The organism is Bacillus sp. FSL R5-0447 (assembly GCF_038606125.1).
Classification (GTDB): Bacteria; Bacillota; Bacilli; order Bacillales; family Bacillaceae; genus Bacillus; species Bacillus velezensis.
The window spans coordinates 4,171,390-4,196,791 of record NZ_CP152012.1 but is presented as its reverse complement, the minus strand read 5'-3'; the positions used below and the strand labels follow the sequence as shown (position 1 = coordinate 4,196,791).

The 25,402-nt window shown below is 46.8% G+C and carries 23 protein-coding genes and 1 riboswitch; of the genes, 13 read left to right on the top strand and 10 right to left on the bottom strand.

What is annotated here, in order from left to right; all coding sequences use genetic code 11:
* The first annotated feature begins 23 nt into the window (after window positions 1-23).
* Window positions 24-104, top strand: a riboswitch (glycine riboswitch).
* 145 nt (window positions 105-249) lie between these two features.
* Window positions 250-1,596, top strand: a complete 1,347-nt coding sequence (locus NYE68_RS21090; protein WP_007614904.1) for an amino acid permease — start codon at window positions 250-252, stop codon at window positions 1,594-1,596.
* 139 nt (window positions 1,597-1,735) lie between these two features.
* Window positions 1,736-2,968: a Fic family protein gene (locus NYE68_RS21085; protein ID WP_077392051.1), complete on the top strand. Its 1,233-nt coding sequence runs from the start codon at window positions 1,736-1,738 to the stop codon at window positions 2,966-2,968.
* Window positions 2,969-3,012: 44 nt separating this feature from the next.
* On the opposite strand, the gene ahpF is transcribed toward NYE68_RS21085, so the two are convergent.
* Window positions 3,013-4,542: an alkyl hydroperoxide reductase subunit F gene (gene ahpF, locus NYE68_RS21080; RefSeq protein ID WP_324636204.1), complete on the bottom strand. Its 1,530-nt coding sequence runs from the start codon at window positions 4,540-4,542 to the stop codon at window positions 3,013-3,015.
* 13 nt (window positions 4,543-4,555) lie between these two features.
* On the bottom strand, window positions 4,556-5,119 hold the full coding sequence (ahpC, locus tag NYE68_RS21075) for an alkyl hydroperoxide reductase subunit C (protein WP_004393188.1): 564 nt from the start codon (window positions 5,117-5,119) through the stop codon (window positions 4,556-4,558).
* 298 nt (window positions 5,120-5,417) lie between these two features.
* On the opposite strand from ahpC, the gene NYE68_RS21070 reads away from it, so the two are divergent.
* Complete coding sequence (locus NYE68_RS21070; protein WP_061890913.1) at window positions 5,418-6,104, top strand: VOC family protein; 687 nt, start codon at window positions 5,418-5,420, stop codon at window positions 6,102-6,104.
* Between the two features lie 37 nt (window positions 6,105-6,141).
* Here the strand turns inward: NYE68_RS21070 and NYE68_RS21065 are convergent, their stop codons facing one another.
* From NYE68_RS21065 to NYE68_RS21055, 3 genes are all read right to left on the bottom strand, one after another.
* On the bottom strand, window positions 6,142-6,597 hold the full coding sequence (locus NYE68_RS21065) for an RDD family protein (RefSeq protein ID WP_014419310.1): 456 nt from the start codon (window positions 6,595-6,597) through the stop codon (window positions 6,142-6,144).
* A 69-nt stretch (window positions 6,598-6,666) separates the two neighbouring features.
* Window positions 6,667-7,833, bottom strand: a complete 1,167-nt coding sequence (locus tag NYE68_RS21060) for an MFS transporter (protein ID WP_015418583.1) — start codon at window positions 7,831-7,833, stop codon at window positions 6,667-6,669.
* 78 nt (window positions 7,834-7,911) lie between these two features.
* Window positions 7,912-8,223, bottom strand: coding sequence for a helix-turn-helix transcriptional regulator (locus NYE68_RS21055; protein ID WP_015240918.1), 312 nt, complete (start codon window positions 8,221-8,223; stop codon window positions 7,912-7,914).
* A 145-nt stretch (window positions 8,224-8,368) separates the two neighbouring features.
* Between NYE68_RS21055 and NYE68_RS21050 the strand changes: the two genes are divergently transcribed.
* Together NYE68_RS21050 and NYE68_RS21045 are read left to right on the top strand one after the other, a co-directional pair.
* Window positions 8,369-8,788 carry a DUF5391 family protein gene (locus NYE68_RS21050; protein WP_015418581.1) on the top strand — a complete coding sequence of 140 codons (420 nt, stop codon included), beginning with the start codon at window positions 8,369-8,371 and terminating at the stop codon, window positions 8,786-8,788.
* Window positions 8,789-8,918: 130 nt separating this feature from the next.
* The gene (locus tag NYE68_RS21045) at window positions 8,919-10,139 is read left to right on the top strand and encodes a PQQ-binding-like beta-propeller repeat protein (protein ID WP_105322168.1); all 1,221 of its coding nucleotides are present in this window, start codon (window positions 8,919-8,921) and stop codon (window positions 10,137-10,139) included.
* Between the two features lie 37 nt (window positions 10,140-10,176).
* Here the strand turns inward: NYE68_RS21045 and NYE68_RS21040 are convergent, their stop codons facing one another.
* A complete protein-coding gene (locus NYE68_RS21040) occupies window positions 10,177-11,514 on the bottom strand; it encodes an aldehyde dehydrogenase family protein (RefSeq protein ID WP_060673788.1) in 1,338 nt (445 codons plus the stop codon).
* Between the two features lie 141 nt (window positions 11,515-11,655).
* Between NYE68_RS21040 and NYE68_RS21035 the strand changes: the two genes are divergently transcribed.
* The 4 genes from NYE68_RS21035 (at window position 11,656) to NYE68_RS21020 (ending at window position 15,960) form a co-directional block, all read left to right on the top strand.
* Entirely contained in the window at window positions 11,656-12,813 is a 1,158-nt protein-coding gene (locus NYE68_RS21035; RefSeq protein ID WP_268540396.1) for a TetR/AcrR family transcriptional regulator, read from the top strand.
* Window positions 12,814-13,059: 246 nt separating this feature from the next.
* Window positions 13,060-14,109, top strand: coding sequence for a fatty acid desaturase (locus tag NYE68_RS21030; RefSeq protein ID WP_031379177.1), 1,050 nt, complete (start codon window positions 13,060-13,062; stop codon window positions 14,107-14,109).
* 118 nt (window positions 14,110-14,227) lie between these two features.
* A complete protein-coding gene (locus NYE68_RS21025; protein WP_033574306.1) occupies window positions 14,228-15,364 on the top strand; it encodes a sensor histidine kinase in 1,137 nt (378 codons plus the stop codon).
* Entirely contained in the window at window positions 15,361-15,960 is a 600-nt protein-coding gene (locus NYE68_RS21020) for a response regulator transcription factor (RefSeq protein ID WP_007407848.1), read from the top strand. Before NYE68_RS21025 ends, NYE68_RS21020 begins: the two co-directional genes overlap by 4 nt.
* Window positions 15,961-16,017: 57 nt before the next feature.
* Here the strand turns inward: NYE68_RS21020 and NYE68_RS21015 are convergent, their stop codons facing one another.
* Window positions 16,018-16,839, bottom strand: a complete 822-nt coding sequence (locus NYE68_RS21015) for an SDR family oxidoreductase (protein ID WP_324636205.1) — start codon at window positions 16,837-16,839, stop codon at window positions 16,018-16,020.
* A 127-nt stretch (window positions 16,840-16,966) separates the two neighbouring features.
* Here NYE68_RS21015 and NYE68_RS21010 point away from each other — a divergent pair, with 127 nt between their 5' ends.
* Both NYE68_RS21010 and htpG read left to right on the top strand, forming a co-directional pair.
* On the top strand, window positions 16,967-17,215 hold the full coding sequence (locus NYE68_RS21010; protein ID WP_324636206.1) for a hypothetical protein: 249 nt from the start codon (window positions 16,967-16,969) through the stop codon (window positions 17,213-17,215).
* A 171-nt stretch (window positions 17,216-17,386) separates the two neighbouring features.
* Window positions 17,387-19,267 (top strand): molecular chaperone HtpG, encoded by a 1,881-nt coding sequence (gene htpG / locus NYE68_RS21005; RefSeq protein WP_324636207.1) that lies wholly within the window; start codon window positions 17,387-17,389, stop codon window positions 19,265-19,267.
* 42 nt (window positions 19,268-19,309) lie between these two features.
* On the opposite strand, the gene NYE68_RS21000 is transcribed toward htpG, so the two are convergent.
* From NYE68_RS21000 to NYE68_RS20990, 3 genes are all read right to left on the bottom strand, one after another.
* Complete coding sequence (locus NYE68_RS21000) at window positions 19,310-20,698, bottom strand: sugar porter family MFS transporter (RefSeq protein ID WP_007407844.1); 1,389 nt, start codon at window positions 20,696-20,698, stop codon at window positions 19,310-19,312.
* Window positions 20,699-20,817: 119 nt separating this feature from the next.
* Entirely contained in the window at window positions 20,818-21,750 is a 933-nt protein-coding gene (locus NYE68_RS20995) for an aldo/keto reductase (RefSeq protein ID WP_324636208.1), read from the bottom strand.
* Window positions 21,751-21,827: 77 nt separating this feature from the next.
* Complete coding sequence (locus NYE68_RS20990) at window positions 21,828-22,583, bottom strand: DeoR/GlpR family DNA-binding transcription regulator (RefSeq protein ID WP_007614879.1); 756 nt, start codon at window positions 22,581-22,583, stop codon at window positions 21,828-21,830.
* 444 nt (window positions 22,584-23,027) lie between these two features.
* On the opposite strand from NYE68_RS20990, the gene iolA reads away from it, so the two are divergent.
* Together iolA and iolB are read left to right on the top strand one after the other, a co-directional pair.
* Entirely contained in the window at window positions 23,028-24,491 is a 1,464-nt protein-coding gene (gene iolA, locus NYE68_RS20985) for a methylmalonate-semialdehyde dehydrogenase (protein ID WP_069007567.1), read from the top strand.
* Between the two features lie 73 nt (window positions 24,492-24,564).
* Window positions 24,565-25,380 carry a 5-deoxy-glucuronate isomerase gene (gene iolB, locus NYE68_RS20980; protein WP_136396737.1) on the top strand — a complete coding sequence of 272 codons (816 nt, stop codon included), beginning with the start codon at window positions 24,565-24,567 and terminating at the stop codon, window positions 25,378-25,380.
* The last annotated feature ends 22 nt before the right edge of the window (window positions 25,381-25,402 follow it).

The window sequence follows — 25,402 nt, the reverse complement described above, 5'->3', positions numbered from 1 at the left end:
TTGCTGTGGGTCGCACTACAGCAGGAGCGGCTTCTGGAGAGACCGCGGGTTTTCCGCGGCGCCGAAGGGTTCACAATCTCAGGCAAAAGGACAGAAGAGTACCGAATATGTATTTGTCATGCTGTTGATTGTCAGCGGCGCAAATATAATTTGATATTCTTATGACCATGAGATTGGAGGGCATCCAATCTCTTTTTTTATTGGCTTTTTTTGCTCGTCGTTCACTAGAGAGGTAAGGAGGAGTCAGATGTGGAGCAGCGAGAGCTAAAGAGGGACTTATCGAATCGGCACGTGCAGCTGATCGCCATTGGCGGCACGATCGGCACCGGATTGTTTTTAGGGTCCGGTAAGGCGATTCAGCTGGCGGGTCCTTCTATCATCTTTGCGTATTTTATTGTAGGTATTGCGCTTTTTTTCGTCATGCGGGCGCTGGGAGAACTGCTGTTATCTAAAGCGGGCTACCAATCATTAACGGATATTGCCGAGGCGTATTTAGGGCCGCGTGCAGCGTTTGTCACCGGCTGGACCTACTGGTTTTGCTGGATTATGACGGCTATGGCGGATGTGATCGCCGTCGGTGTGTATGTGAAATATTGGTTTGATATTCCGCAGTGGATTCCGGCACTTATCTGTTTGCTTATTTTATTAGGGCTTAATCTGTTAACGGTTAAGATTTTTGGAGAATTGGAGTTTTGGTTCGCCTTAATTAAGGTAGTCACGATTCTTGCGTTAATTGTCATCGGGGTGGTTCTGCTGGTGATTGGGTTCAAAACGCATACCGGAACGGTTTCAGCGGCGAATCTGTGGGAGCACGGCGGCTTGTTCCCGAACGGATTTTCAGGTTTTTTGCTTTCGTTCCAGATGGTGATCTTCGCCTATGTCGGTGTGGAATTAGTGGGTGTGTCGGCGGCGGAAACGTCAAATCCGAAAAAAAATATTCCGTCCGCTATCAATAAAATTCCTTTACGGATTTTATTTTTCTACGTCGGGGCATTGCTCATTCTTTTATGTATTAACCCGTGGATGCAGCTGAATGCGGCGGAAAGTCCTTTTGTGAAGACCTTCAGTCTGGTCGGCATCCCGTTAGCCGCGGGAATCATTAATTTTGTCGTATTAACGTCTGCCGCTTCTGCTTGTAACAGCGGGATGTTTTCAACAAGCCGGATTTTGTATAACTTAAGCAAAACGAAACAGGCGCCTGCAAGTTTTGCGAAGCTGAATAAAAATCATGTGCCGAGCCGCGCATTATGGATATCGGTTATTGTGCTGTCAGCCGGCGCTCTTTTAAGCAAATTGATACCGGAAGCGGCCTTTGGCATCGTGACAACCATCAGCGCGATTTGTTTCATTTGGGTGTGGGGCGTGATTCTTGTCTGTCATATCAGATACAGAAAAACCCGTCCGGACTTACATGCAAGCTCGTCTTTCAAGGCGCCGTTTGCGCCGTTTATCAATTACGCCGTGCTGGCGTTGTTTGCCGTCATTCTGGTGATTATGCTGTTTGCGGATGCAACGCGCCCGGCTTTGCTGCTGACGCCGCTGTGGTTTATTGGATTATTTCTTATCTATCGGGCGAGAGGGAGAAAGACAGATTGAATTGCTTCAGACGGTGTACTGCCATGCAGTATGCCGTTTTTTGTTTTGATTGGAAAGCGAGAATATTTGTTAGAAATCAGGCTATAATGATTGTATAATTTAAAAAAGTGTATAATTTTAAATTAAGCGAGGTGATAATATGAAGTATGAGAAGTTATCTAAGCTTTTTTATAAAACGGATGCTGATTCATATGAAAAAGAATTTAAAAAGAGAACAAGCAGCTATGGCAGTTATTCAACATCATTAAACATACGGGGGTTCCGAAAAGGCCGATCCACGGACGATTCATTTGAGCTATTTTATGTGAATACACATAAACTCATGAAGCTGAATAATGAAGTGTTGTTAAACAGTTCCAAAATTTCATCCCTTATCAGTCAGCTCCCTGAATTTGCTGTCAAACCTTATTTTGATAAATTAATTATTAATGAAGCACAGAGTAATAATGAAATTGAAGGAATCCGCAGTACAAAAAAAGAATTGAAAGAGGCTCTTAAAGCGTTAGAACAATCCGAGCCCTCACATAAGCGGTTTGTCGGGTTGATGAAAACATATCAATTTATAGACCGAATTCCGTCGTTTACAAGCATTCATGACTTTAGGGAATTATATGACGAGCTGGTCGCAGATGAAATCGGAACAGAAGATGCGCCGGATGGTGAGCTATTCAGAAAAGGCTATGTTGAAGTGAACGATGGGAACATGACCACCCATATCGGCGTTAATTCTGAACAAAAGATAACAGAAGCGCTTGAGGCTTTAATTGCTTATCTTCATGATGAAACACATCCCCAGCTGTATCGTTACATGACAGCTCATTACTACTATGAATACATTCATCCTTTTTATGACGGCAATGGAAGAACAGGACGCCTTATCGTTGGGAGTTATTTGTCCCGATACTTAGAAAAATATTCAGCCATCACTTTTTCTTACGCAGTTAATAAGAACAAAGATAAGTATTATAAGGCATTAGAGGAAATTCCCGCACCTTTAAACCGGGGAGAGCTGACTTTTTATTTAATGGATATGCTGGAATTGCTTCTGTCAGGACAAAAAGGAATTATTGAGGATCTTGAATTTAATTTAATGAAACTGAAACGAATTAGGAACTATATTGATAGCGATCAATGGGCTGATTATAAAGATGAACGTGATATTTTTAATATCATTATCACGATTAATGTATTTGTAAATGATCAGGTTACGCTGTCGGTGCAAGATTTAATGGAGCTCTCAAATAAATCGAGACATAAAATTAACAGAGTAATGGATTATTTAGAACAGCAAGGATTTGTTGAGCTGGTAAGCAGAAGGCCAAAATCTTATAAAATCAGCGAGGATTGTTTAGAGGAAATACTGCCTTCTTAATTAGTATATTTAAAAAAGCCGCCATTCATATGGCGGCTTTCACATTAATTCCGGATCAAATAATCAAATGCGCCTAAAGCGGCAGTTGCACCTGACCCCATGGAGATAATGATTTGGTTGTACGGGCCGTCTGTGCAGTCCCCTGCGGCAAATAGGCCGGGAACGCTTGTCGCGCCGCTCTTATCGACGATGATTTCGCCGATGCGGTTGCGTTCGACCGTTTCGGCTAACCATTCTGTATTAGGCACGAGGCCGATTTGGACGAATACACCTTGGAGTTCAACGTGTTTTTCTTCGCCTGTTTCACGGTCAACGAACGTAATGCCGTTTACGTTTTGGTCGCCTGTGATTTCTTTCGTTTGTGCATTTTTGTGCACAGTGACGTTTGGCAGGCTGTAAAGACGTTTTTGCAGGACTTCGTCTGCTTTCAGTTCAGGCGCGAATTCCAGCACAGTCACGTGATTGACGATACCTGCAAGGTCAATCGCCGCTTCGATTCCGGAGTTTCCGCCGCCGATAACGGCTACGTCTTTGCCTTCAAACAATGGTCCGTCACAGTGCGGGCAGTATGCAACACCTTTGTTTTTGAACTCTTGCTCACCAGGTACGTTGACATTGCGCCAGCGGGCACCTGTTGAAAGGATCACTGTTTTACTTTTCAGTACAGCGCCGTTTTCGAGTTCAAGTTCGAAGAGGTCTTTTTTCTCAAGGCGTTTCGCGCGCTGAAGGTTCATGACGTCAATATCATAATCTTTCACGTGCTCTTCAAGGCTTGCAGCGAGCTTCGGTCCTTCAGTCGCTTTAACGCTGATGAAGTTTTCGATGCTCATGGTGTCGAGTACCTGGCCGCCGAAGCGTTCAGCGACGACACCGGTGCGGATGCCTTTACGCGCCGTGTAGATCGCCGCGCTTGCGCCGGCAGGTCCGCCGCCGACAACAAGAACGTCAAACGGCTCTTTGTCGGCAAACTCAGACGCATCTGCGCCGCTGCCCATTTTTGCGAGAATCTCTTCGATGGTCATACGGCCGCTTCCGAAAGATTCACCGTTTAAGAATACAGTCGGAACAGCCATGATGTTTTTGCTTTCCACTTCTTCTTTGAATGCCGCGCCGTCAATCATTGTATGAGTGATATTCGGGTTGAGCACGCTCATCATGTTTAATGCTTGGACGACATCAGGGCAGTTGTGGCACGTCAGGCTGATATAAGACTCGAAGCGGTATTCTCCGCTGATGTTCTTAATCTGGTCAATGACCTTTTGATCAGCCTTAGGCGCTCTGCCGCTGACTTGAAGCAATGCCAGCACTAATGATGTAAATTCGTGGCCGAGAGGAACACCGGCGAATGTAACGCCTGTGTCTTCTCCGGTACGATTAACGCTGAAGCTCGGTGTTCTGTTTAATTCAGTTTTTTCAACTGAAATTTTAGATGACATGGAAGCCAGCTCGTCAACGAGAGCCAGCATGTCCTTAGAAGTGTCATCGTCACCGGCGCTTACTTTGAGAACAATGTCGTTCTCAATTAGCTGCATGTATTGATTTAATTGTGCTTTGATATTTGCATCAAGTACCAATGGAATGCACTCCTTAGATTTTACCTACCAAATCAAGGCTAGGTGTAAGTGTTTCGCCGCCTTCTTCCCATTTAGCCGGGCAGACTTCACCTGGGTTTTGACGAACGTATTGAGCTGCTTTTACTTTGTTTACTAGGTTGCTTGCGTCACGACCGATACCGCCTGCATTGATTTCAACTGTTTGGATAACGCCATCAGGGTCGATGATGAATGTTCCGCGGTCAGCAAGACCAGTTTCTTCGTCAAGAACGTCGAAGTTGCGGGAGATCGTTTGAGATGGGTCACCGATCATTGCGTAAGTGATTTTGCCGATTTTTTCAGAGCTGTCATGCCAGCCTTTGTGTACGAAGTGAGTATCTGTAGAAACAGAGTATACTTCAACACCTAATTCTTTCAGTGCAGCGTATTGTCCTTGAAGATCTTCAAGTTCAGTCGGGCAAACGAAAGAGAAATCCGCTGGGTAGAAGCAGAAAACGCTCCATTGACCTTTCAAATCTTCGTTTGTTACATCGATGAATTCACCGTTTTTGAAAGCTTTTGCTTCGAATGGCAGTACTTCTTTTCCGATTAAAGACATAATATCTTCCTCCTGAAATGTGATTTGAAATATATTAAAAAGACAAAGCATTCACTTTATCTTTCAATAATAATTCTAATTATATATAGATTATTAAATAACATTTATTTTTTGTCAAGCTATATGGGGTATTATTTTCTGCTTTTTTTGCTTTAGATGTTTAAAAACGCCTGGTATAAGCGGTTTGGCGCTGTTTGTCATATTTAGCGCCGGGCGAAAGGGGGATTCTCAATTGGTGAATCGAAACAGTAGGAATCAACCCTTCTATATGGCAGTATAAACCAAAGGGGGTATGATCATGCAAATAAATAACATTACTTTGTACAGTTGTGCGTTGGAGGAGACGAAACACTTCTATGAACGGGTGTTAGGTTTTCCTTTAATTGATGAGTCCGGTGATTCGTTTACCATCAAGGCGGGAGAAAGTGAGTTGGAATTCAGGCGCGCCGATTCTCACTCTCATCCTACGTATCATTTCGCGTTTAACATTCCGAATAATCGTTTTGATGAGGCGAAGGCGTGGATAAAGGATAAAGTCGTTTTTCAAACGGAAGATGGGGAGGATGAGGTGTATTTCTCTCATATTCAGGCGCGTTCCTTTTATTTCAAAGATCCGTCCAACAATCTGGCGGAATTCATCGCGAGAGAAACATCGCCGCCAAGCGCGGAACATTTTTCGATTGAGTCCGTTCTGAATATCGGCGAGGTGAATCTGACGGCTGCCGAAGTCGTATCAACCGGGAGAAAGCTGCAGCGTTTCGGCATTCCGGTGAGAAAGCATGCGCCTCTTAGGGAAAACGGGTTTCATTTTATGGGTGATTACAATGATGGGGCGTTTTTGCTTTTAGGGCCGAGCGGCCGCCGCTGGATTTTTTCTGATCAGCATGCGGAGTTCCATCCGCTGTCTGTCGTTGTGAACGGGACGATCCGCATTGAGGCTGACGGAAAGGGCGGCATTGACATCAGACGGGCACAGCCGTCATAAAAAAAGCCCGGGCTCAAAAGGCCCGGACTTGAGGTCGTTATTTATAGACAACACGGGTGCTGCACATGATGTCGTGCAGCGTTTTTTTCTCTCCGAAGGCGCCCATGATGAATCCGATATAAAGAATAAGCTTAGATATGATATATGCGAAAGCGCGTCCGAAGGCCTGGCCGATGGAAATCCGTCCGCCATCTTCATTGACGACCTTAAGGCCGAGCAATGCTTTTCCCAGTGTCCCCTGCATCTTTGAGGCCGTGAGCAGGCTGAAATATAAGATACTGATCACAAAAGAGCTCGCAAGAATCGGGATGACGCCGAACACCAGAAAAGAGATGTTAAACTGATTTTCGGTCATGAAGGGGTCAGCCGCCGCAACGCCTGCCGCAAATAAAAAAGAGACCATAAATTGAATGATAAAAATCGGAATTCCTATGATGATTTGATCAATGACGTAAGCCAGAAACCGAATCCAAAATCCTGCCGGTCTTTCCATGTATCTTTTTCTCTCCCTTGCTTTAATCTGGAATATTATACGTAATCATTCCGGATTTTGCAACGGAGCTTAAGCTTTTGCGAGCAGCCTCTTTCCCCATGCCAAGCGTCCCATGATCAGCCCGAAAGCCAGAAGGGCAAACATGATGCCGCACCACATCAGCTGATGGATTCCCAAATGTGAAATAAACCAGCCGCCCGCCGCCGTTCCGATGGTGATGCCGAGGTTGGAAAAAGAGACAAACAGGCTGTTGCCGAATTCGGGCGCCTCCTTTGCTTCCGCAGTAAGCCATGTCTGGCTGACAATGAGACCGCCGGAATGAACGGCGCCCCATACGAAGACGAGGACGGCCATCGGCGCGAAAGACGTTCCAAACCCGTATATGAGCAAGTAGGCGGCTGTATAAAGAAGCGGAAACAGAATGACGGTCTTTTTCATATTTTTATATAACAAAGCGCCGAAGACGAAATTTCCGGCTATCATAATCACCCCGAAGCTCATCAGCATGAAGCTGACCCATGTGCCGTTCATATGCGACACCCGTCCGAGATACTCCGCAAAATAGCTGTAGACAGAAAACATGGCCGCAAAGAGACAGGTGACGGCAGCGATATTGAGCCACAAAGCCGGTTTGCGAAGGATGCCGAGCTGACTTCTGAAAGACATTTTTTCTGTGACCGGCATGGATGGCAAAAAGAGAAGAATGCCCGTGAATGCGATGAGACTGATGATAGCGCCGAATAAGAAGGCGGCTTCAAGGGATAGACGATCCGCCAGATAAGACGTGAAAGGCACGCCGAACGCAAAGCCGGCGGTGATGCCTGAAAAGACTTTCGTTACGGCTTTTCCGGATTGGCCGGCGGGGACAAGCCGGGCCGCGGCCGCAAGCGCTACAGAAAAGAACACCGGGTGGCATAAAGCCGGAATGATCCGAAACGCCAGCATGACACTGAAATGCGCCGTATACGCGTAGACCGCATTTGAAACGGCAAACATCAGCACCGCCAAAAGCAGAATGACTTTCCGGTTTATGCCTGAAGCAAGCAAGGTCAAAAACGGTCCCGACACAGCGACGATGAACGCGAAAATACTGACAAGCCATCCCGCTTTTGAAGCAGAAATATGAAATCTGTCCGCCACTTGCGGAAGAACGCCGATAATGCCCATCTCGGTCGTGATAATCCCGAAAACCCCCAGTGCCAAAAATAGAATGAAGATGGAGCTGCTTTTTTTCATTGTTATGTATTCCTCCTTTTATAACTACATATACAGAAAAATAGATATGTTAGAACAAAAAAAGCCCTCCTTTCATGGTTATAGCTGGTGCTGAACATAGTCAGCAAAGGCTTTAATTTGTTTTTCATTCCTTCTGTAATAGGTCCACTTTCCGATTCGTTCGGATTCCAGCAGGCCGGCTTTTTGCATGGTCAGCAGGTAGCTGGAGATGACGGACTGCGCTAGCCCCGACTTTGCCTGAATATCACCGACGCAAATTCCGGTGCGGAAACTGAGTCCCTGCTCAAGATAAGGTCTTTCATCAAAATGGTCTTCCGGGTGTTTAAGCCACGTCATAATATCACTTCGTGTTTTGTTAGATAGCGCTTTATGAATCAATATCGGTTCCATAACGTTTATTATATCTATTTTTCTGGATTTGTAAATTCGTTTTTGACAAAACATTCTCAAATTAAGTAAAAATCGTGCTAAAATATAACATATTATCAGATTACCGGTAAAAAAGCCGGGTTATTGTCAGGAGGAGGATATTCACATGAATCAAAAGAAAAAAGGTGCGGTTGCGGTGACCTTGCTTTCCGCTCTGCTGTTTTGTTTATTGCCGGTCCTCGTCTCGCTTTCTCCGCTTGCGGAAACGGGGCCGAACGCGAATCGTTTTAATTCCGCGGGCATGTGGGCCGCCGTCGGCCAGATCTTTGTTATATATGCGGTCCCGCTCATTTTGTATATGCTCGGTATTCGTGTCATGAAAATCATCATGGCCGTTTTTTGCGGAATCGGGCTTATCATTTGCGCGGCTGTCTTGTTGGTGGCGTTATTGACCGCAATTTCCTTAGGGCAGGAGCTGTCTCTTTATTACGGCCTTTTCGTTTGGTCAGGCGCGGCTTTTATCGTCAATGTGGTGTGGTATATTGCCGCGTTTCGATCATCCCCGAAGCATCAGCAGGCTATGTGACATTTGTTCTATAAATCTACCGAAAATACAAATATTTCATAGGTTAATTATGGTATGATCGAAGTGATATAGCAGCTTTTAATAGAAACGGGAGGAACTGACATTGAAAAAAAAGACAGCTTCATTGCGAATGAAAACATTGGCGGCCGGCGCTGCGGTTGCTGCGGCTTTATCTGTGGGAGCGGTTTCTGATCTGCCGGGGGCAAAATGGCTGCATCCGGCGGCTGCTCAAGCTGCGGAAACGGTATTTAAACAAAATCATGCGGCATCCGGTTTCTTGGCGGGACGGTATGACGCGCATGCGATGTCTCCGACGATGTTCAACTGGTCAAGAGAAAGCCGGTTTACAAGCACTGCCGATGGCGCGTTAAAATGGGAAAAGAATGTTCCGGCCAATCCTCAAAACGGTGCGGGAGCCGCGGTTGACGGGGACGGCACCGTATTTATTCAATCAAAAGACGGGAAGCTGACGGCGTATCATCCGGACGGTACTGTGAAATGGGTGACGGAAAACCTCGGGACGACCTATACGCTGACTCCGGTGCTCGGAACAAACGGTGTCATTTATCTTCCTTCTCACGATAAAAAACTGTATTTCATCGACAAAGAAACCGGAACCATTTTAACTTCAGTTCCGCTGAGCGGAGCGCCTAGTTCCGATGCGGCTATCGGCTCTGACGGCACGCTGTATGTGTCGACGCTGGATAACTATATCTATGCGATTAAACCGACGTCGCCTTCGACATGGACGCAAAAGTGGAAGTTTAAAACAAACGGCGTGGTCGGCTCCGCTCCCGTGTTAGCGTCAAACGGCACGCTGTATACGGCAACGTACAATAATATCTTTTACGCGATCAATTCCGGAACGGGCCAAGTGAAATGGTCAAAAACGACGTCCAACGGGTTTAAAGGTTATCCGGTTATTGATAGAGACGGCACCGTTTACGCCGGAAACCAGGACGGCAGCTTATACGCCTATACATCAACGGGTGCTGTAAAGTGGACGTTCCCGTTAAACGGTTTCTCCAGCTCTTCATTAGCGATCGACCATAACGGCAATGTGTATATCGGTTCCGGAAGCGGCGAGCTGTTTTCCATCAGCAAAACCGGCAATATGAACTGGTCTTTCTATACGGACGGGCCTGTGAGAACGGCGCCGCTGATTGATGCGGACGGCAATGTGTACTTCGGTTCTGACGATAAAAATGTCTATGCGGTTGACGCTGACGGTAATGAAAAATGGCGCTATCAAACAGACAGCAATGTCATTTCCTCCCCGGTTCTGGCTGAAGACGGCACGCTTTACGTCGGCACTTATACGAAACTGCTCGCATTCGGGGCAAAAAAATAATAAAAAAGAATCCGCGTCATCTGCGCGGATTCTTTTTTTATTTAGAGGCTTGAATAAATACGCCTTTTTCATGAGAAAATTCTTTAAAGCCGTACACACCGTGATATGAACCGATCCCGCTCGTATTGACACCGCCGAACGGAAGGTTGACGTCAGTGAAATGAACGACGACATCATTGATAGAAGCATTGCCGGATGTCGTATGCTGCAGCACATAATCGATCAGCTCCTGATTATGGCTGAATACATACAAGGCAAGCGGCTTGTCCCGTTCAGTGATGTAATCAACGGCTTCACTGATATCTTCGTAATTCATAATCGGCAGAATCGGTGCGAAGATTTCTTCCTGCATGATCTTCATATCAGGCGTGACGTTTGTCAGCACGGTCGGAGAAATCGTGCGGTCATGCGCATCGAATACGCCGCCGAACGCCGTCTTCGCCCCTTTTTCAATGGCGTCATCATACAGGGCTTTGACACGGTTAAAGTTGCGGTCATTGACAATCTGCGTGAATTTGTTGCGGTCAACCGTATGATCATCCTCCATAAAACCTGCATTGACAATGGTTTGCAGGAGATCTGTAAAGGTGCTCTGCACTTCTTTCTTCATAAGGAGATAGTCAGGTGCGATACATGTTTGCCCCGCATTGACAAATTTGCCGACGGCGATTTTTTTCGCCGCGTCCATCAAATCATAGTCGCTGTCGATGATCGTCGGACTCTTTCCGCCAAGCTCAAGCGTGACGGACGACAAGTGCTTCGCCGCTGCCGTCATGACGATTTTACCGACATTCGTGCTTCCGGTGAAGAAAATGTGGTCAAACGGCTGGTCGAGCAGTTCTGTGGCGACATCGACCTCACCTTCAAAAATAGCGACTTCTTCTTCGTAAAATGCCTCGCGAATAACTGTCGCGGCGATATGGCTCGTCTCCATCGTAAAATCAGACAGCTTCACAATCGCGCTGTTGCCGGCCGCAATGGCAGCTGCAAGCGGAGCCATCGTCAGCATAAACGGATAATTCCACGGGCCGAGAATTAAGGTGACGCCTTTTGGCTCGTACATTAATACGCCGTCAGCGTCGGGGCTGACGGATGAGCCGACGCGTTTCGGCGCCATCCAGGTGTCGAGATTGTTCATATTATCTTTAATGGCCTTGATCGTTCCCTGCGTTTCCGCTCTTTTCACCTCATGATAAGGCTTGCGGACGTCCCGTCTGATCGCCTCGATGATTTCTTCTTCATGTGCGGTGACGGCATCTAAAAAGCGCTGAAGCTTTTCTCTGCGCTGCCCGGCTGTTGAAGCACGCAGCGTTTTTTGATTTTTTTTCTGAAGCTCAAAGACGCGTTTGATGTCTGCTTTTATATGCTGATCCATCGGTCTTCCTCCTCTGGTTGCTTTTTTGTTTCTTCAGGGCCTATTATAATGTGATGTGTTTTTGCGGCAAAGACAGCGTAAACACATCTATACGTTACCGTACAAATTGCGGTGATCTGTCTAATGAAAGGAGTGTCTCTTATGCCGGATTCTGTGACAACTGACATCAAACAAGCGCTTTTGGCCATGCTTGGAGAGCGGGATATCCGCCGTGTGACCATGAAGGACATCGCCGAACGGGCGCGTGTGAGCCGGGGGACACTGTACCTTTATTACGAAGATAAATATGCGATTTTAGAGGATATAGAGGAAGAAATGAAAGACGGGCTGAGTGAAGCGCTGTACGATTCGCTGAAGCATAAAGATGTGCTTCATTTACATGGCGGATGGCAAAAAGTGCATCCGACCCTGTCTTTTATTGATCGGCATCGGGTGTTTTTTCAAACGATGATGGATCGCAATAAAATGCCGTATTTTCACTTTCATGCTTTTTTAAAAGATGTGTTCCGGCATGATGTGCTGCTGTCACCGGTCAATGCGGATTTCTCACCGACTGAACAGGATATGTACATTCATTACCGCGCTTTATACACGTATGCCATTGTGTTGTACTGGCTGAATGAGGAGCCCGGGGCATCACCGGAAGCGATCAGCGGGCAGGTGTGGGATTTGATTTCTCAAAAACGGTTTTACTGGCTGTTTGGCCGCCGGGTGCCGGAACAAGAAGAAAAAAAGCCCGCCGACCGCCGGGTGACCCGAACGAGGCAGGCCTTGCAAGAAGCCATGATCGGCTTAATGGCGGAAAAAAAAGAGTACGCGGCGATTACGATTTCCGATATTGCCCGTCAAAGCAACCTCCGCCGCGCCACTTTTTATGACCATTACGCCAACAAAGAAGCGTTGCTGAAAACGATCATCCATCAATCATGCCGGGATCTGATCGGATTATTGACGGTAAAAGGAGAGCCTGCCGATTGCTCCATGGAAGAAGCGGAAGCCGCGCTCGTCCGTCTCTTTTCGGCACTGTCGGACGGCCTGCCGCTCGTCCATTTTCTGAGAGAGGGCTCCGGAGTGCCTGACGTCATTCCGGAAATGTTCAGAGCGCTGCAATCGTTTTATCTTCATCAGCCCCTGCACATTCAGGCGGGCAAAAAACTCTATGCATATTATGTCGCATCCATGCTCGCCGGTTTGATTCAATATCGTCTTCATGAAGGAAAAGACCACGCGCCGGACATGCTGGCCCGGGAGTTTCTGCAGTTTTTGGATGTGAAGAAGTATCGGGTGATTTTGCTGTAAGGATGATGAAAAAGAACTCAGCCGAAAACAGGCCGGGTTCTTTTTTGCTGTTTTCTTCGAGAAGTGCCGCTATGAAGTGTCCGGCTTTATCCCTTAAAAAAGATACCTTCCATATGACGCCTGATCAGCATTCTGCCGCCAAACATGACAAATGTCATATTCGGGGCATGATGGCTGCTACTACAAAAGCGTCTGGCGCCCCGTTATACTTGGGATCATAATGAAAAAAGAAGGGACATGACATTCATGATCAATCACGCCGCAACTCAAAAACAAGCGTCTTTAAAAAAGCAGGTTGCCGCATTTTCCGGCGCCGATACAAAGCATAGTGTCAATCAGCTTTTCAACACGTTTGTGCCGTTTTTTGCCCTTTGGTTTCTTGCTTACTTCAGCCTCAATGTCTCCTATCTTCTGACCCTCGCCTTTACTGTTATAGCAGCGGGATTTTTGACAAGAATCTTTATTATTTTCCACGACTGCTGCCACCAATCCTTTTTCAAACAAAAGAAACTGAACCGGCTGTTCGGGTTTATTTCAGGTGTGCTGACACTGTTTCCGTTCCTTCAATGGCAGCGCAGCCACTCCATTCATCATGCGACGAGCAGCAACTTAGATAAACGGGGCACCGGCGATATTTGGATGATGACCGTTAAGGAATACAACGAAGCCTCAGCCTGGACAAAAGTACGCTACAGACTTTATCGCAATCCGTTTATTATGTTTATTCTCGGCCCGATTTACGTATTTCTGATTAAAAACCGTTTCAATGTAAAAGGCGCCCGCCGCAAGGAGCGCTGGAACACCTATTTCACGAACGCGGCGATTGTCTTATTGGCTGCTGCGACGTGCCTGCTTGTCGGCTGGGAAAACTTTTTGCTTGTTCAGGGTCCGATCTTCCTTATTTCGGGGTCAATCGGCGTCTGGCTCTTTTATGTTCAGCACACGTTTGAGGACTCTTATTTTGAAGCCGATGAGCATTGGGACTATGTGCAGGCCGCGGTAGAAGGAAGCTCCTTTTACAAGCTTCCGAAGCTTTTGCAATGGCTGACAGGCAATATCGGCTACCATCATGTCCACCACTTAAGCCCGAAAGTGCCGAACTACAAGCTGGAAGCCGCCCATGAGGGGCACGAGCCTTTAAAAAACGTACCGACCATTACGCTTAAAACAAGTCTTGAATCCATGAAATTCCGTCTGTGGGATGAGGACGAAAAGCAATTTGTCACCTTTCGGGAGGCGCGGAAAAAACCGGCGCCCCATCCGGTGCCGAAAGAACCTTTAAAGAAAAATGCCTGATATGGCGCGCGGCTCTTTCTCTTATCAGAAAGGGCCTTCTCTTCATGCGTGAGGATGCAATGAAGGCGGTGTTTTGATAAAGTGATGGTAGACACAAGCAGCAGAAGGTGGAACAAAGATGAAGAAGTATTTTAAATTTCAAAAACTGAACGGGATTTCTCCTTATATATGGACGATTTTTTTCATCTTGCCTTTTTATTTTATTTTTAAAAGCTCTTCTACCTTTGTCATCGTGGCCGGCATCATTTTCACACTTGTTTTCTTTGGCGCATACCGCTTCGCATTTGTTGCAAAAGGCTGGCCGCTTTACTTATGGGCGCTTCTTCTGATCGGCATTTCGACCGGCTCAGTTATGCTGTTCAGCTATATTTACTTCGCCTTCTTTATCGCCTACTTCATCGGCCATATCCGAGACAAAGTTCCTTTTTACATCTTATATTACATTCATATCATCAGTGCGGCGGTTGCCGTCAACTTCAGCCTTGTTCTGAAAAAAGAGTGGTTTTTGACGCAAATCCCGTTTATCGTCATCACTCTGATCAGTGCCATCCTGCTCCCGCTCAGCATTCGAAGCAGAAAGGCACGGGAGCGCCTTGAGGAGAAATTAGAATATGCAAATGAGCGAATCGCCGATCTTGTGAAGCTGGAAGAAAGGCAGCGCATCGCCCGGGACCTTCACGATACACTCGGACAAAAGCTCTCCTTAATCGGATTGAAAAGCGACCTCGCCCGAAAGCTGATATACAAGGACCCTGAACAGGCCCGCACTGAGCTGAAAAGCGTGCAGCAGACGGCCCGCACCTCGTTAAATGAGGTCAGACAAATCGTCTCATCGATGAAAGGCATCCGATTGAAGGATGAGCTCGGCAATGTTCGGCAAATTCTTGAAGCGGCAGGAATTGATTTTGTGTATGAAGAAAAAGAAGCGCCCAAACATATCTCTTTGCTGAACGAAAACATCGTCAGCATGTGCATTAAAGAAGCCGTCACCAATGTCGTGAAACACAGCGGCGCCAAAGTATGCCGCATCACCATTCAGCAGCTTTGGAAAGAGGTTGTCATTACGGTAGAAGATGACGGCAGCTTTCAATGCAAAGAAGACCGCTTTTTTTCAAAGGGGCACGGCCTGCTTGGAATGAGGGAACGTCTTGAATTCGCAAACGGCAGTTTAGCCATTGATACAGCCGCCGGAACAAAGCTGACCATGAGAATCCCGAATGATTCAAAATCAAAAGAAAAGGATGGTAGCAGATGATCAACATCTTCATTGCCGAGGATCAGCAAATGCTGCTCGGCGCACTCGGTTCGCTGTTGAATTTAGAAGAGGATATGACGGTTGTCGGTAAAGGCACAAGCGGCCAGGATGCCATCGATTTCGTGGAAAAACATGCGCCCGACATCTGTCTGATGGATATCGAAATGCCCGGGAAATCAGGTCTTGAAGCGGCAGAAGAACTCAAGGACAGCGGTGTGAAAATCATCATTTTGACGACCTTTGCCCGCTCCGGCTATTTTCAGCGGGCGCTAAAAGCAGGCGTCAGCGGGTACATGCTCAAGGACAGCCCGAGCGATGAGCTCGTCAGCGCCATCCGCAGCGTCATGAAAGGGAGACGCGTCTATGCACCTGAATTAATGGAGGACATCTATAGTGAAGAAAACCCGCTGACCGAACGGGAAAAAGAGGTGCTCGAGCTTGTCGCGGACGGAAAAAACACGAAAGAAATCGCAAACGCCCTCAGCATCAAAAGCGGCACAGTCCGCAATTACGTTTCGATGATCCTGGATAAATTAGAAGTGAAAAATCGAATTGAAGCCATTACCCGATCAAAAGAAAAGGGCTGGTTTAAGTAACCCGCCCTCAGCTTGTTCAGCCAGTGTTTTTTACACTGGCTTTTTTTATTACTATCGTCACTCCGTCTCTTCCTTCCACTTCTTATCAATCAGCATTTTCCCCGGCCAAGTGTATGCCATGATGCCGCCGTCTGCGGTGATGTCTTCTCCCGTGACGTAAGAGCTGTCGTCTGAAGCGAGGAAGAGTGCGACGGCTGCCATTTCTTCCGGTTTTCCGAGCCGGCCGAGCGGCGTGATCCATTTGTTGGCTTCACGGAACGCCTCGCCCATTTCGTCTTCTGTCGTGCCTGCCAATTTATCAATGAGCGGCGTTTCAATTGTGCCCGGCGATAAGGAATTGACGCGGATTCCGCTTCTGGCGTAATCAATGGCCATCGCTCTCGTCAGGTTCGTGATTCCGCCTTTTGCGGCGTTATAGCCTGAGCGGTCAAGGTCTGCGGCCCGGCCGGACATGGAAGAGGTGTTGATGATGGAGCCTCCTTTTTCGAGCATGAGCGGAATCAGGTATTTGCTGCACAGAAATGTGCCGCGCAGATCGACGGCGATGATCCGGTCAAACAGGTCGACCGGGTATTCATGGACTTTTCCGCCCTCTTGGTCAACACCGGCATTGTTGAACAGAATTTCAATTGTTCCGTACTTTTGCTGAATGCCGTCCGCAAAAGACTTTACGTTTTCTTCGTCTGATACATCAAGGTGAAAGGCTTCTGCTTCTCCGCCGTTTTTTCTGATAGCGCTGACGGTTTCATTCAGTTCGCTTTCATTGATGTCACCGCAGATCACGCGGGCGCCTTCATCGGCGAAAACCCGTGCCGTCGCTTGTCCGATGCCTGTCGCGGCCCCTGTGATGATTGCGGTTTTGTCTGTTAATCTTCCCATATTGCGATTCCTCCTTTTTTATATCTGTTCCCGCTGAATAGGGGGATAAACATACGGAGGTCTGTTTCTAAATACCTATTAAATATGTTAATATTATGTATATACATCATTGGGAGGTTTACATATTTTGAAGATACAGCATAAGAAGGAGGTAGCGTTTTATTGTTATGCCATTGTTCCTATGGGATTTGTGATTTACACCGTTATCTCTATTCTATTTCAGGACATCATATTTCCTCTCACTGTAAGAAATGTTCTGCATGAGTCTTTGCGAAACTTGGGATCTCTTATCTTATTTAGTTTGTTTTTCTACCCGTCATACATATGGATGAAGAAGGAATTCGGCCGCCGGAAAGAAGCAGAGAGGAGAGGATGATCAACATTCTCTCTTTTTTATTGATAAAATGGGTGAAATGAATCCATTAACATGTTAAATTTACAATATATGCATCTGCTAATCCTAGTTGACAATTGTCACTGTATATGATAAATAGATGCTGAAAAGATTTTACATAACATCAAAGCATAATTAAAGGAGAGATCTGAAGTGCGGAAAAAAAAGTTTAAAGCAGAATCCAAGCGATTGCTGGACATGATGATTAACTCCATTTACACGCAGAAGGAAATTTTTCTCCGCGAGTTAATTTCCAACGCAAGCGATGCGATTGACAAAATCTATTACAAGGCGTTAACCGATGATTCATTAACGTTTGATCAAGACAATTACTACATAAAAGTGACGGCGGACAAAGAAGCGAGAACGCTCACCGTCACAGACACCGGTATCGGGATGACAAAAGACGAGCTTGAACAGCATCTCGGCACGATTGCGAAAAGCGGTTCACTCGCTTTCAAGCAAGAAAATGACACGAAAGATGGCCATGACATTATCGGCCAGTTCGGCGTCGGATTTTATGCGGCGTTTATGGTGGCTGATAAAGTCACGGTGAAAAGTAAGGCGCTCGGCAGTGACGAGGCGTATGTATGGGAGTCGGAAGGGGCTGCCGGCTACACGATCGCGCCGTGTGACAAGGAAACCGTCGGTACGGAAATCACCCTGCAAATAAAAGAAAACACAGAAGATGAAAGCTATGATGAGTTTTTAGAAAACTACCGCATCAAAGCGATCGTGAAAAAGTACTCTGATTTTATCCGCTACCCGATCAAAATGGAAGAGACGGTCAACAAGCCGAAAGAGGGCAGCGAGAACGAATTTGAAGAAGTTCAGGAAGAACAGACGGTCAACAGCATGGTGCCGATCTGGAGAAAAAATAAAAGCGAGCTGAAGGATGAAGATTACGAGGCTTTTTACGCCGAGAAGCATTACGGCTTTGATAAACCGCTGACCCATGTGCATATCAGCGTCGATGGAGCGGTGCGCTACAATTCGATTTTGTTTATTCCGGAAAACATGCCGTTTGACTATTATACGAAGGAATTCGAAAAAGGATTGGAGCTGTATTCCAACGGCGTGCTGATCATGAACAAATGCGCCGACCTGCTTCCGGACCATTTCAGTTTTGTAAAAGGCATGGTCGATTCTGAGGATCTGTCGCTGAACATTTCCAGAGAGATGCTGCAGCACGACCGCCAGCTGAAGCTGATTGCGAAAAACATCAATAAAAAAATCAAAGCCGAGCTGAAGAGCCTGCTGAAGAACAAAAGAGAAAAATACGAATCTTTCTATGAATCTTTCGGCAGACAGCTGAAATTCGGCGTCTATAATGATTTCGGCGCGAATAAAGACGTATTAAAAGATCTGCTTCTCTTCTATTCATCTAAGGAGAAAAAGCTCGTCACTCTGGACGAATATGTGTCCAGAATGCCTGAGGATCAAAAATATATCTATTACGCGTCCGGCGATTCATATGAGCGGATTGAAAAGCTGCCGCAAACTGAAATGGTGGCGGACAAAGGCTACGAAATTTTATATTTCACGGAAGATATTGATGAATTCGCGATCAAAATGCTGACAAGCTATGAGGAAAAAGAGTTCAAATCCGTATCCAGCGCTGACTTAGGCATCGACAGTGATGAGGATGAAAAGCAGACTGAAGCCGAAGAAAACGAATATAAAGACCTGTTCGAAAGCATGAAAGAGATTCTTGCGGATAAAGTAAAGAACGTCAGAGTGTCGAAACGTTTAAAATCTCATCCGGTCTGCTTTGCGACAGACGGCGAAGTGACGATCGAAATGGAAAAAGTGTTGAATGCTATGCCTGACAGCCAGCAGGTCAAAGCGGAAAAAGTGCTGGAAATCAACCCGAATCACGAAGTGTTTGAGACGCTAAAGAACGCGCACGGACAAGATCGGGAAAAGCTTGCATTATACACAAATCTTCTCTACAATCAGGCGCTTCTGATTGAAGGGCTGCCGATCCATGATCCGGTCGAATTTACGAATGATATTTGCAAAGTTATGGTATGACGCCAAAAAGGAATCGCCCAGCGGGGGCGATTCCTTTTTTTATTACAGTGTGCGCTGTTTAAGAATTTGATTTTGTTTGCTGCGCTTCTTTAAGGAGAACCGTTTTTTCAAGTGCGTTTCGATTTCTTCTAAACTTCTGCCCTTCGTTTCAGGAACGATGTAAGCAGCGAAGAAGAAGGATGAGAGACAAATGACTGAGAATATTCCGAATACCCAGCCGATGCCCATAGCGCTCAGCATAAGCGGGAATACCAGTGAAACGATCAGGTTGGTTGCCGACAGGATCAATGTCGTAAATCCGGTTGCGGCTCCGCGTGCGTTTGACGGGAACAGCTCCGGCATCAGAACCCATACGACGGGACCCCATGTCGCCTGGTAGAAGACGATATAGATGCCGAGAAACAGCACGGTCAGCCAAGCTGTTGAAGCTGACAGGCCGGCCAGAAGGAGAATGGCTGATAGTGACGCCAGGCTCAAGGTAATGCCGACGCTTCCCCACATCAGCAGTTTTTTCCGGCCGATCCGGTCGATTAAGATCATGGCGGTGATACACATGATGACGTTTAAGACACCGATGCCCATCGTGCCGAGAACGGACGCCGAAGTGCCGAGTCCGGCCTTTGTAAAGATGGTCGGCGCATAGTAAATCACCGTGTTGATACCGACCGCCTGCTGGAAGATGGCAAGGCCGATCCCGATCAGCAGCATAGGGCGGATCCATTTGGCTTTCAGCAAGCCGAGCGTAGATTCTTTTTTCTCGGCTTCTCCTTGTTTCATTTCCGCTAATTCAACAGCGATATCCTCTTTGTCGTGGGTCATTTCCATGACTTGTCTGGCTTCCTGCTCACGGCCGCGTTTGACGAGCCATCTCGGAGATTCCGGCATAAACGCGATTCCGATTAATAAAAGCGCCGCCGGTACTGCGGCGAGACCGACCATCCAGCGCCAAGCTTCAAACGGGGTGAATATGTAATTCACGATATATGCGAGTAAAATTCCGGTTACAATCATTAAGTTATTCAATGTGCCGAGCGTTCCGCGTATTTTCGTCGGCGCCATCTCAGATAGATAAACGGGAACCAGCGCCGTTGAGCCGCCGACGGCTAACCCGAGAATGACACGGGAGATAATCAGCATGGTGACGGTTTGCGAAGCCGCACAGGCAAGCGCACCGATAATAAAAATGAGTGAAAGGACGAAAACCACTTTTCTCCGGCCCCATCGGTCAGAGCATGTCCCGCTTAAGGCGGACCCGAAAATCGCACCGAGCAGCAGCATGCTGACGACCAATCCCTCGGTCAGCGTGTTTAAAGGAATATCATTGTTAATAAATAACAAAGCCCCTGAAATCACACCGGTGTCATAGCCGTAAAGCAGCCCGCCTAATGCTCCGAAAAAGTAAATCAGGTATTTTTTGGTGTTTTTCTTCACAGATGATCCTCCTCATCTTTTGGAACGCATAATAGTTTATTTAGATAACTATTTCATTCCCCGAAGAGAAAAATATAAACATAAAAAAACACGCCCCTTTTAAAAGGCGTGTTTTTTTCTTAGGAAAACTGCTTGTCGATAAACGCGATTTCTTCAGCAGATAGCGTAATGGAGGCTGCTTTCATGTTGTCTTTTAATTGATCCGCGCGTTTGGCGCCCGGAATCAGGATATCGATTTCAGGTCTCGCCAAGTACCAGGCAAGCACGATATGCGCCGTATCGGCATTGTGCTTTTCGGCAATCGGTTTGAGCTGGTTGACTTTTTTGATGTTTTCTTTAAACTGCTCCCCTTGGAAATGCGTCTGATCATTGCGCAGGTCGCCTTCAGGGAAGGTGGTGTTCTCGTCGTATTTGCCGGCCAGCAGTCCGGATACGAGCGGGAAGTACGGAATGAATGAGATGCCGTGTTCTGTCGTATAAGGGAAGAAAGTCTTTTCCGCCTCACGGTTCAGCAGGTTGTATTCTCCTTGAATCACGTCAACTAAGCCGTCTTTATTGGCTTCTTTCAGCTGTTCCAAAGAGAAATTGGATACGCCGATGGAACGGATTTTTCCTTCTTTTTTCAGCTCATTCAACGCTTGAACGGCTTCGTCCTTCGGCGTGTGCTCATCCGGGAAATGGATGTAGAATAAATCGATGTAATCAGTCTGCAGGCGTTTCAGGCTGTCTTCGACCGATTGTTTCAGAAAAGCCGGTGAGTTGTCGAAAACAAAGTCATCGCCTTCTTTTCTGTGAGCGGCTTTTGTGGCGATGAAGACATCCTCGCGGTTGCATTCTTTCAGCACCTCGCCGATTAATTCTTCAGAACGGCCCACACCGTAAATATAGGCGGTATCTAACATGGTAACGCCGCTTTTAATCGCTTCCCGAACCAATTCTTTTCCCGTTTCTTCATTCAGATTCGGATAGAGATTGTGTCCGCCGACCGCATTTGTTCCCAAACCGATCGGAAATACCTTTAGGTCAGTTTTGCCGATTGTTACTTTGCTCATGTTTTCGCCCCCTGAAAAAATTGGATATCATAGCGGCTGCCGGAAAAATACGGCAGCGTTCTCTATTAACTATAACGCTATGCCAAGTGAATGTCGATTTGATGCTCTTGGCAATACTTTGTATATTCCTCATCGAGCTGCTGAGAAGTGACAATGCTGTGAAGCCGGTCGAAAGGCGCGTATGTCAAAAGCGTGGATTTGCCGAATTTGGAATGATCCGCGAGCAGATACACTTCGTTCGCCTTTTCGGAAATTCTCTTTTTCACCTCGTATTCCAGTAAGTCGGAATTCGTCAGGCCGTGGGTGATCGTTGTCCCGGTAGCGGACATGAACGCCTTGTTAATGTTGTATTTATTGAGTGTGCTCGGATCATCAATGCCGACAAACGACCTTGTCTTCCGTTTGTAGTTATTGCCGATGATGATCAGGTCGATATTTTTCATGGATGAAGCGGCGTTAATAATATCAAGGCTGTTCGTCAAAACCGTTACATTCTTATCTGGATCAAGCGTCTCCAGCATCGATTTGGTCGTCGTGCCGGAATCAATAAATACAAGATCGTGATCCTCGATAAACCGTGACGCATAGCGGGCGATTTTGATTTTTTCATCCTGATGTTGAATGGTGCGGTTTTCAAAAGGGACGAGCACAGATTTTTCGGCTGACGTCACGCCGCCGTATACCTTTTTGATAACCCCTTTTTCCGCAAGCTTATTAATATCGCGTCTGACCGTGTTTTTAGAGACGTTGAATACCTCGCACAGCTCATCCAGCGAAGTGGCTCCGTGTTTGAGAATGTATTCTTCCATCTCCTGAATCCGCATCAGTTTCATAAAAAAACTCCTTCTAGAATTCTTAAAGTAATTAAAATATATAATAAACACCAGAAGTTAATCAATAGTTACTTAACAAATGATAAAAAAGAGGGATCATCCCCTCCGATTCGACACGGTTCTCCAAGTTCCTGTTTTCCCGATCAAAAAAAGTATGATAAAAATAATGAAAAAATTTTGATTTTTTAGATTGACTTGAAGATGTGTTGGGCTTACAATGTAACCAAGAAATGACCAAAACATAACCTGTAAAATCAAAAGTGAAAGATGTAACCGTTTGCTTTTTCCGGCACATGACCAACTTTTACATGGAAAGATTGGGAGTCACCATCATTTTAGCATTTGTAAGCGTTTAATTCATGTCTTTTATATGTAAAAGATGAATATATTCATCCGTTATTATCCAGCTGAACAGGATGTTTACTATTTAAGGAGGCAATGAGAATGGCAGAGATCAGAAAACTGAAAAACTACATCAATGGTGAATGGGTTGAAAGTAAGACAGATCAATATGAAGACGTTATCAATCCGGCTACAAAAGAAGTGATGTGCCAGGTTCCGATTTCTACGCGGGAGGATGTAGAGTACGCCGTCCGCTCAGCGTCAGAGGCATTTCAAACATGGTCAAAGACGGCAGTGCCGCGCCGTGCGAGAATTCTATTTAACTATCAGCAGCTTCTCCAGCAGAACAAAGAAGAGCTTGCCCGTCTGATTACTTTGGAAAACGGTAAAAACACGACGGAGGCACTCGGTGAAGTGGGACGCGGAATTGAAAACGTCGAATTCGCAGCGGGCGCGCCGTCACTCATGATGGGCGATTCACTTGCCTCTATTGCGACGGATGTAGAGGCGGCGAATTACCGCTATCCGATCGGGGTGGTCGGCGGTATCGCACCGTTCAACTTCCCGATGATGGTCCCGTGCTGGATGTTCCCGATGGCAATTTCGTTAGGAAATACGTTCATTCTGAAGCCGTCTGAGCGCACGCCGCTGTTAACGGAAAAACTGGCAGAGCTGTTTGAACAGGCCGGTCTGCCGAAGGGCGTCTTCAATGTCGTGCACGGCGCGCATGACGTCGTAAACGGCGTTCTTGAACATCCGGGTATTAAAGCCATCTCATTCGTCGGTTCAAAACCTGTCGGCGAGTATGTTTTCAAAAAAGGCAGCGAACATTTGAAACGCGTGCAAGCGTTAACGGGCGCGAAAAACCACACGATCGTGCTGAATGACGCCCACCTTGAAGATACGGTGACAAACATTATCGGCGCGGCATTCGGTTCGGCAGGAGAGCGCTGCATGGCATGCGCGGTTGTGACGGTTGAAGAGGGAATCGCCGATGAGTTTATGGCGAAATTACAGGAAAAAGCAGCGGACATCAAGATCGGAAACGGACTGGATGACGGCGTGTTCTTAGGCCCGGTCATCCGCGAGGACAACAAAAAACGCACGCACAGCTATATTGAAAAAGGCATCGAAGAAGGAGCGAGACTTCTTTGTGACGGGCGTGAAAACGCAACGGAAGACGGCTATTTCGTCGGACCGACGATTTTTGACAACGTGACGACGGATATGACGATCTGGAAAGATGAAATCTTTGCGCCCGTTCTGTCGGTCATCCGCGTGAAAAACTTAAAAGAAGCGGTGGACATCGCCAACCAGTCTGAATTTGCGAACGGCGCGTGTCTGTTCACTTCAAATGCGAACGCGATCCGCTACTTCCGTGAAAATATTGACGCGGGGATGCTCGGCATCAACCTTGGCGTCCCGGCGCCGATGGCATTCTTCCCGTTCTCTGGCTGGAAGTCTTCTTTCTTCGGCACATTGCACGCAAACGGAAAAGACAGCGTCGACTTCTATACACGTAAAAAAGTCGTGACGGCACGATACCCGTCTCCTGACTTCAATTGATCTGACAGCCGGCCCGGACGGCTTTGTGATTCCGTCCGGGTTTTCTTTTACCATCCATTAAGGAGGAATAAACATGAGTCATTTGCTGCGCAAACCGCAGGCCGATGAGATTTATCAAGGCGTGAACATCATACATGACGTCACTTCAGCCAATTCAGACCTCAAATACGTCGGATTTAAAGTCGTTGACCTCACTCCCGGTTCCGCATATACAGAAGATTTGAAAAAGACGGAGTGCTGCATCGTTGCGGTAACGGGAAAAATCACCGTCACTGATTATGATCAGACATTTGAAAGCATCGGCACCCGTGAAAGCGTATTTGAAAGAAAACCGACGGACAGCGTTTATGTGTCCAATGACCGCTCTTTTGAAATCACAGCGGTCAGCGGGGCGAGGGTCGCGCTGTGCTATTCTCCGTCCGAACACCAGCTTCCGACAAAGCTGATTAAAGCGGAAGACAACGGTGTGGAACATCGCGGCAAGCTGGCAAACAAACGAACCGTTCATAACATTCTCCCCGATTCAGATCCATCGGCAAACAGCCTTCTCGTTGTTGAAGTTTACACGGACAGCGGCAACTGGTCGAGCTACCCGCCTCATAAACATGACCAAGACAATCTGCCGGCTGAATCCTTTTTAGAAGAAACCTATTACCATGAAACGGACCCGCCGCAGGGGTTTGTCTTCCAGCGTGTGTACACGGACGACCGCTCGATTGACGAGACGATGACCGCAGAAAATGAAAACGTTGTCATCGTGCCGGCGGGCTATCACCCGGTTGGTGTTCCGGACGGGTATACCTCTTACTACCTGAATGTAATGGCGGGACCGACACGAAAATGGAAGTTTCATAATGATCCGGCCCATGAATGGATCCTGGAACGCTGACAAGTGAGGAGTGGCAGATAAC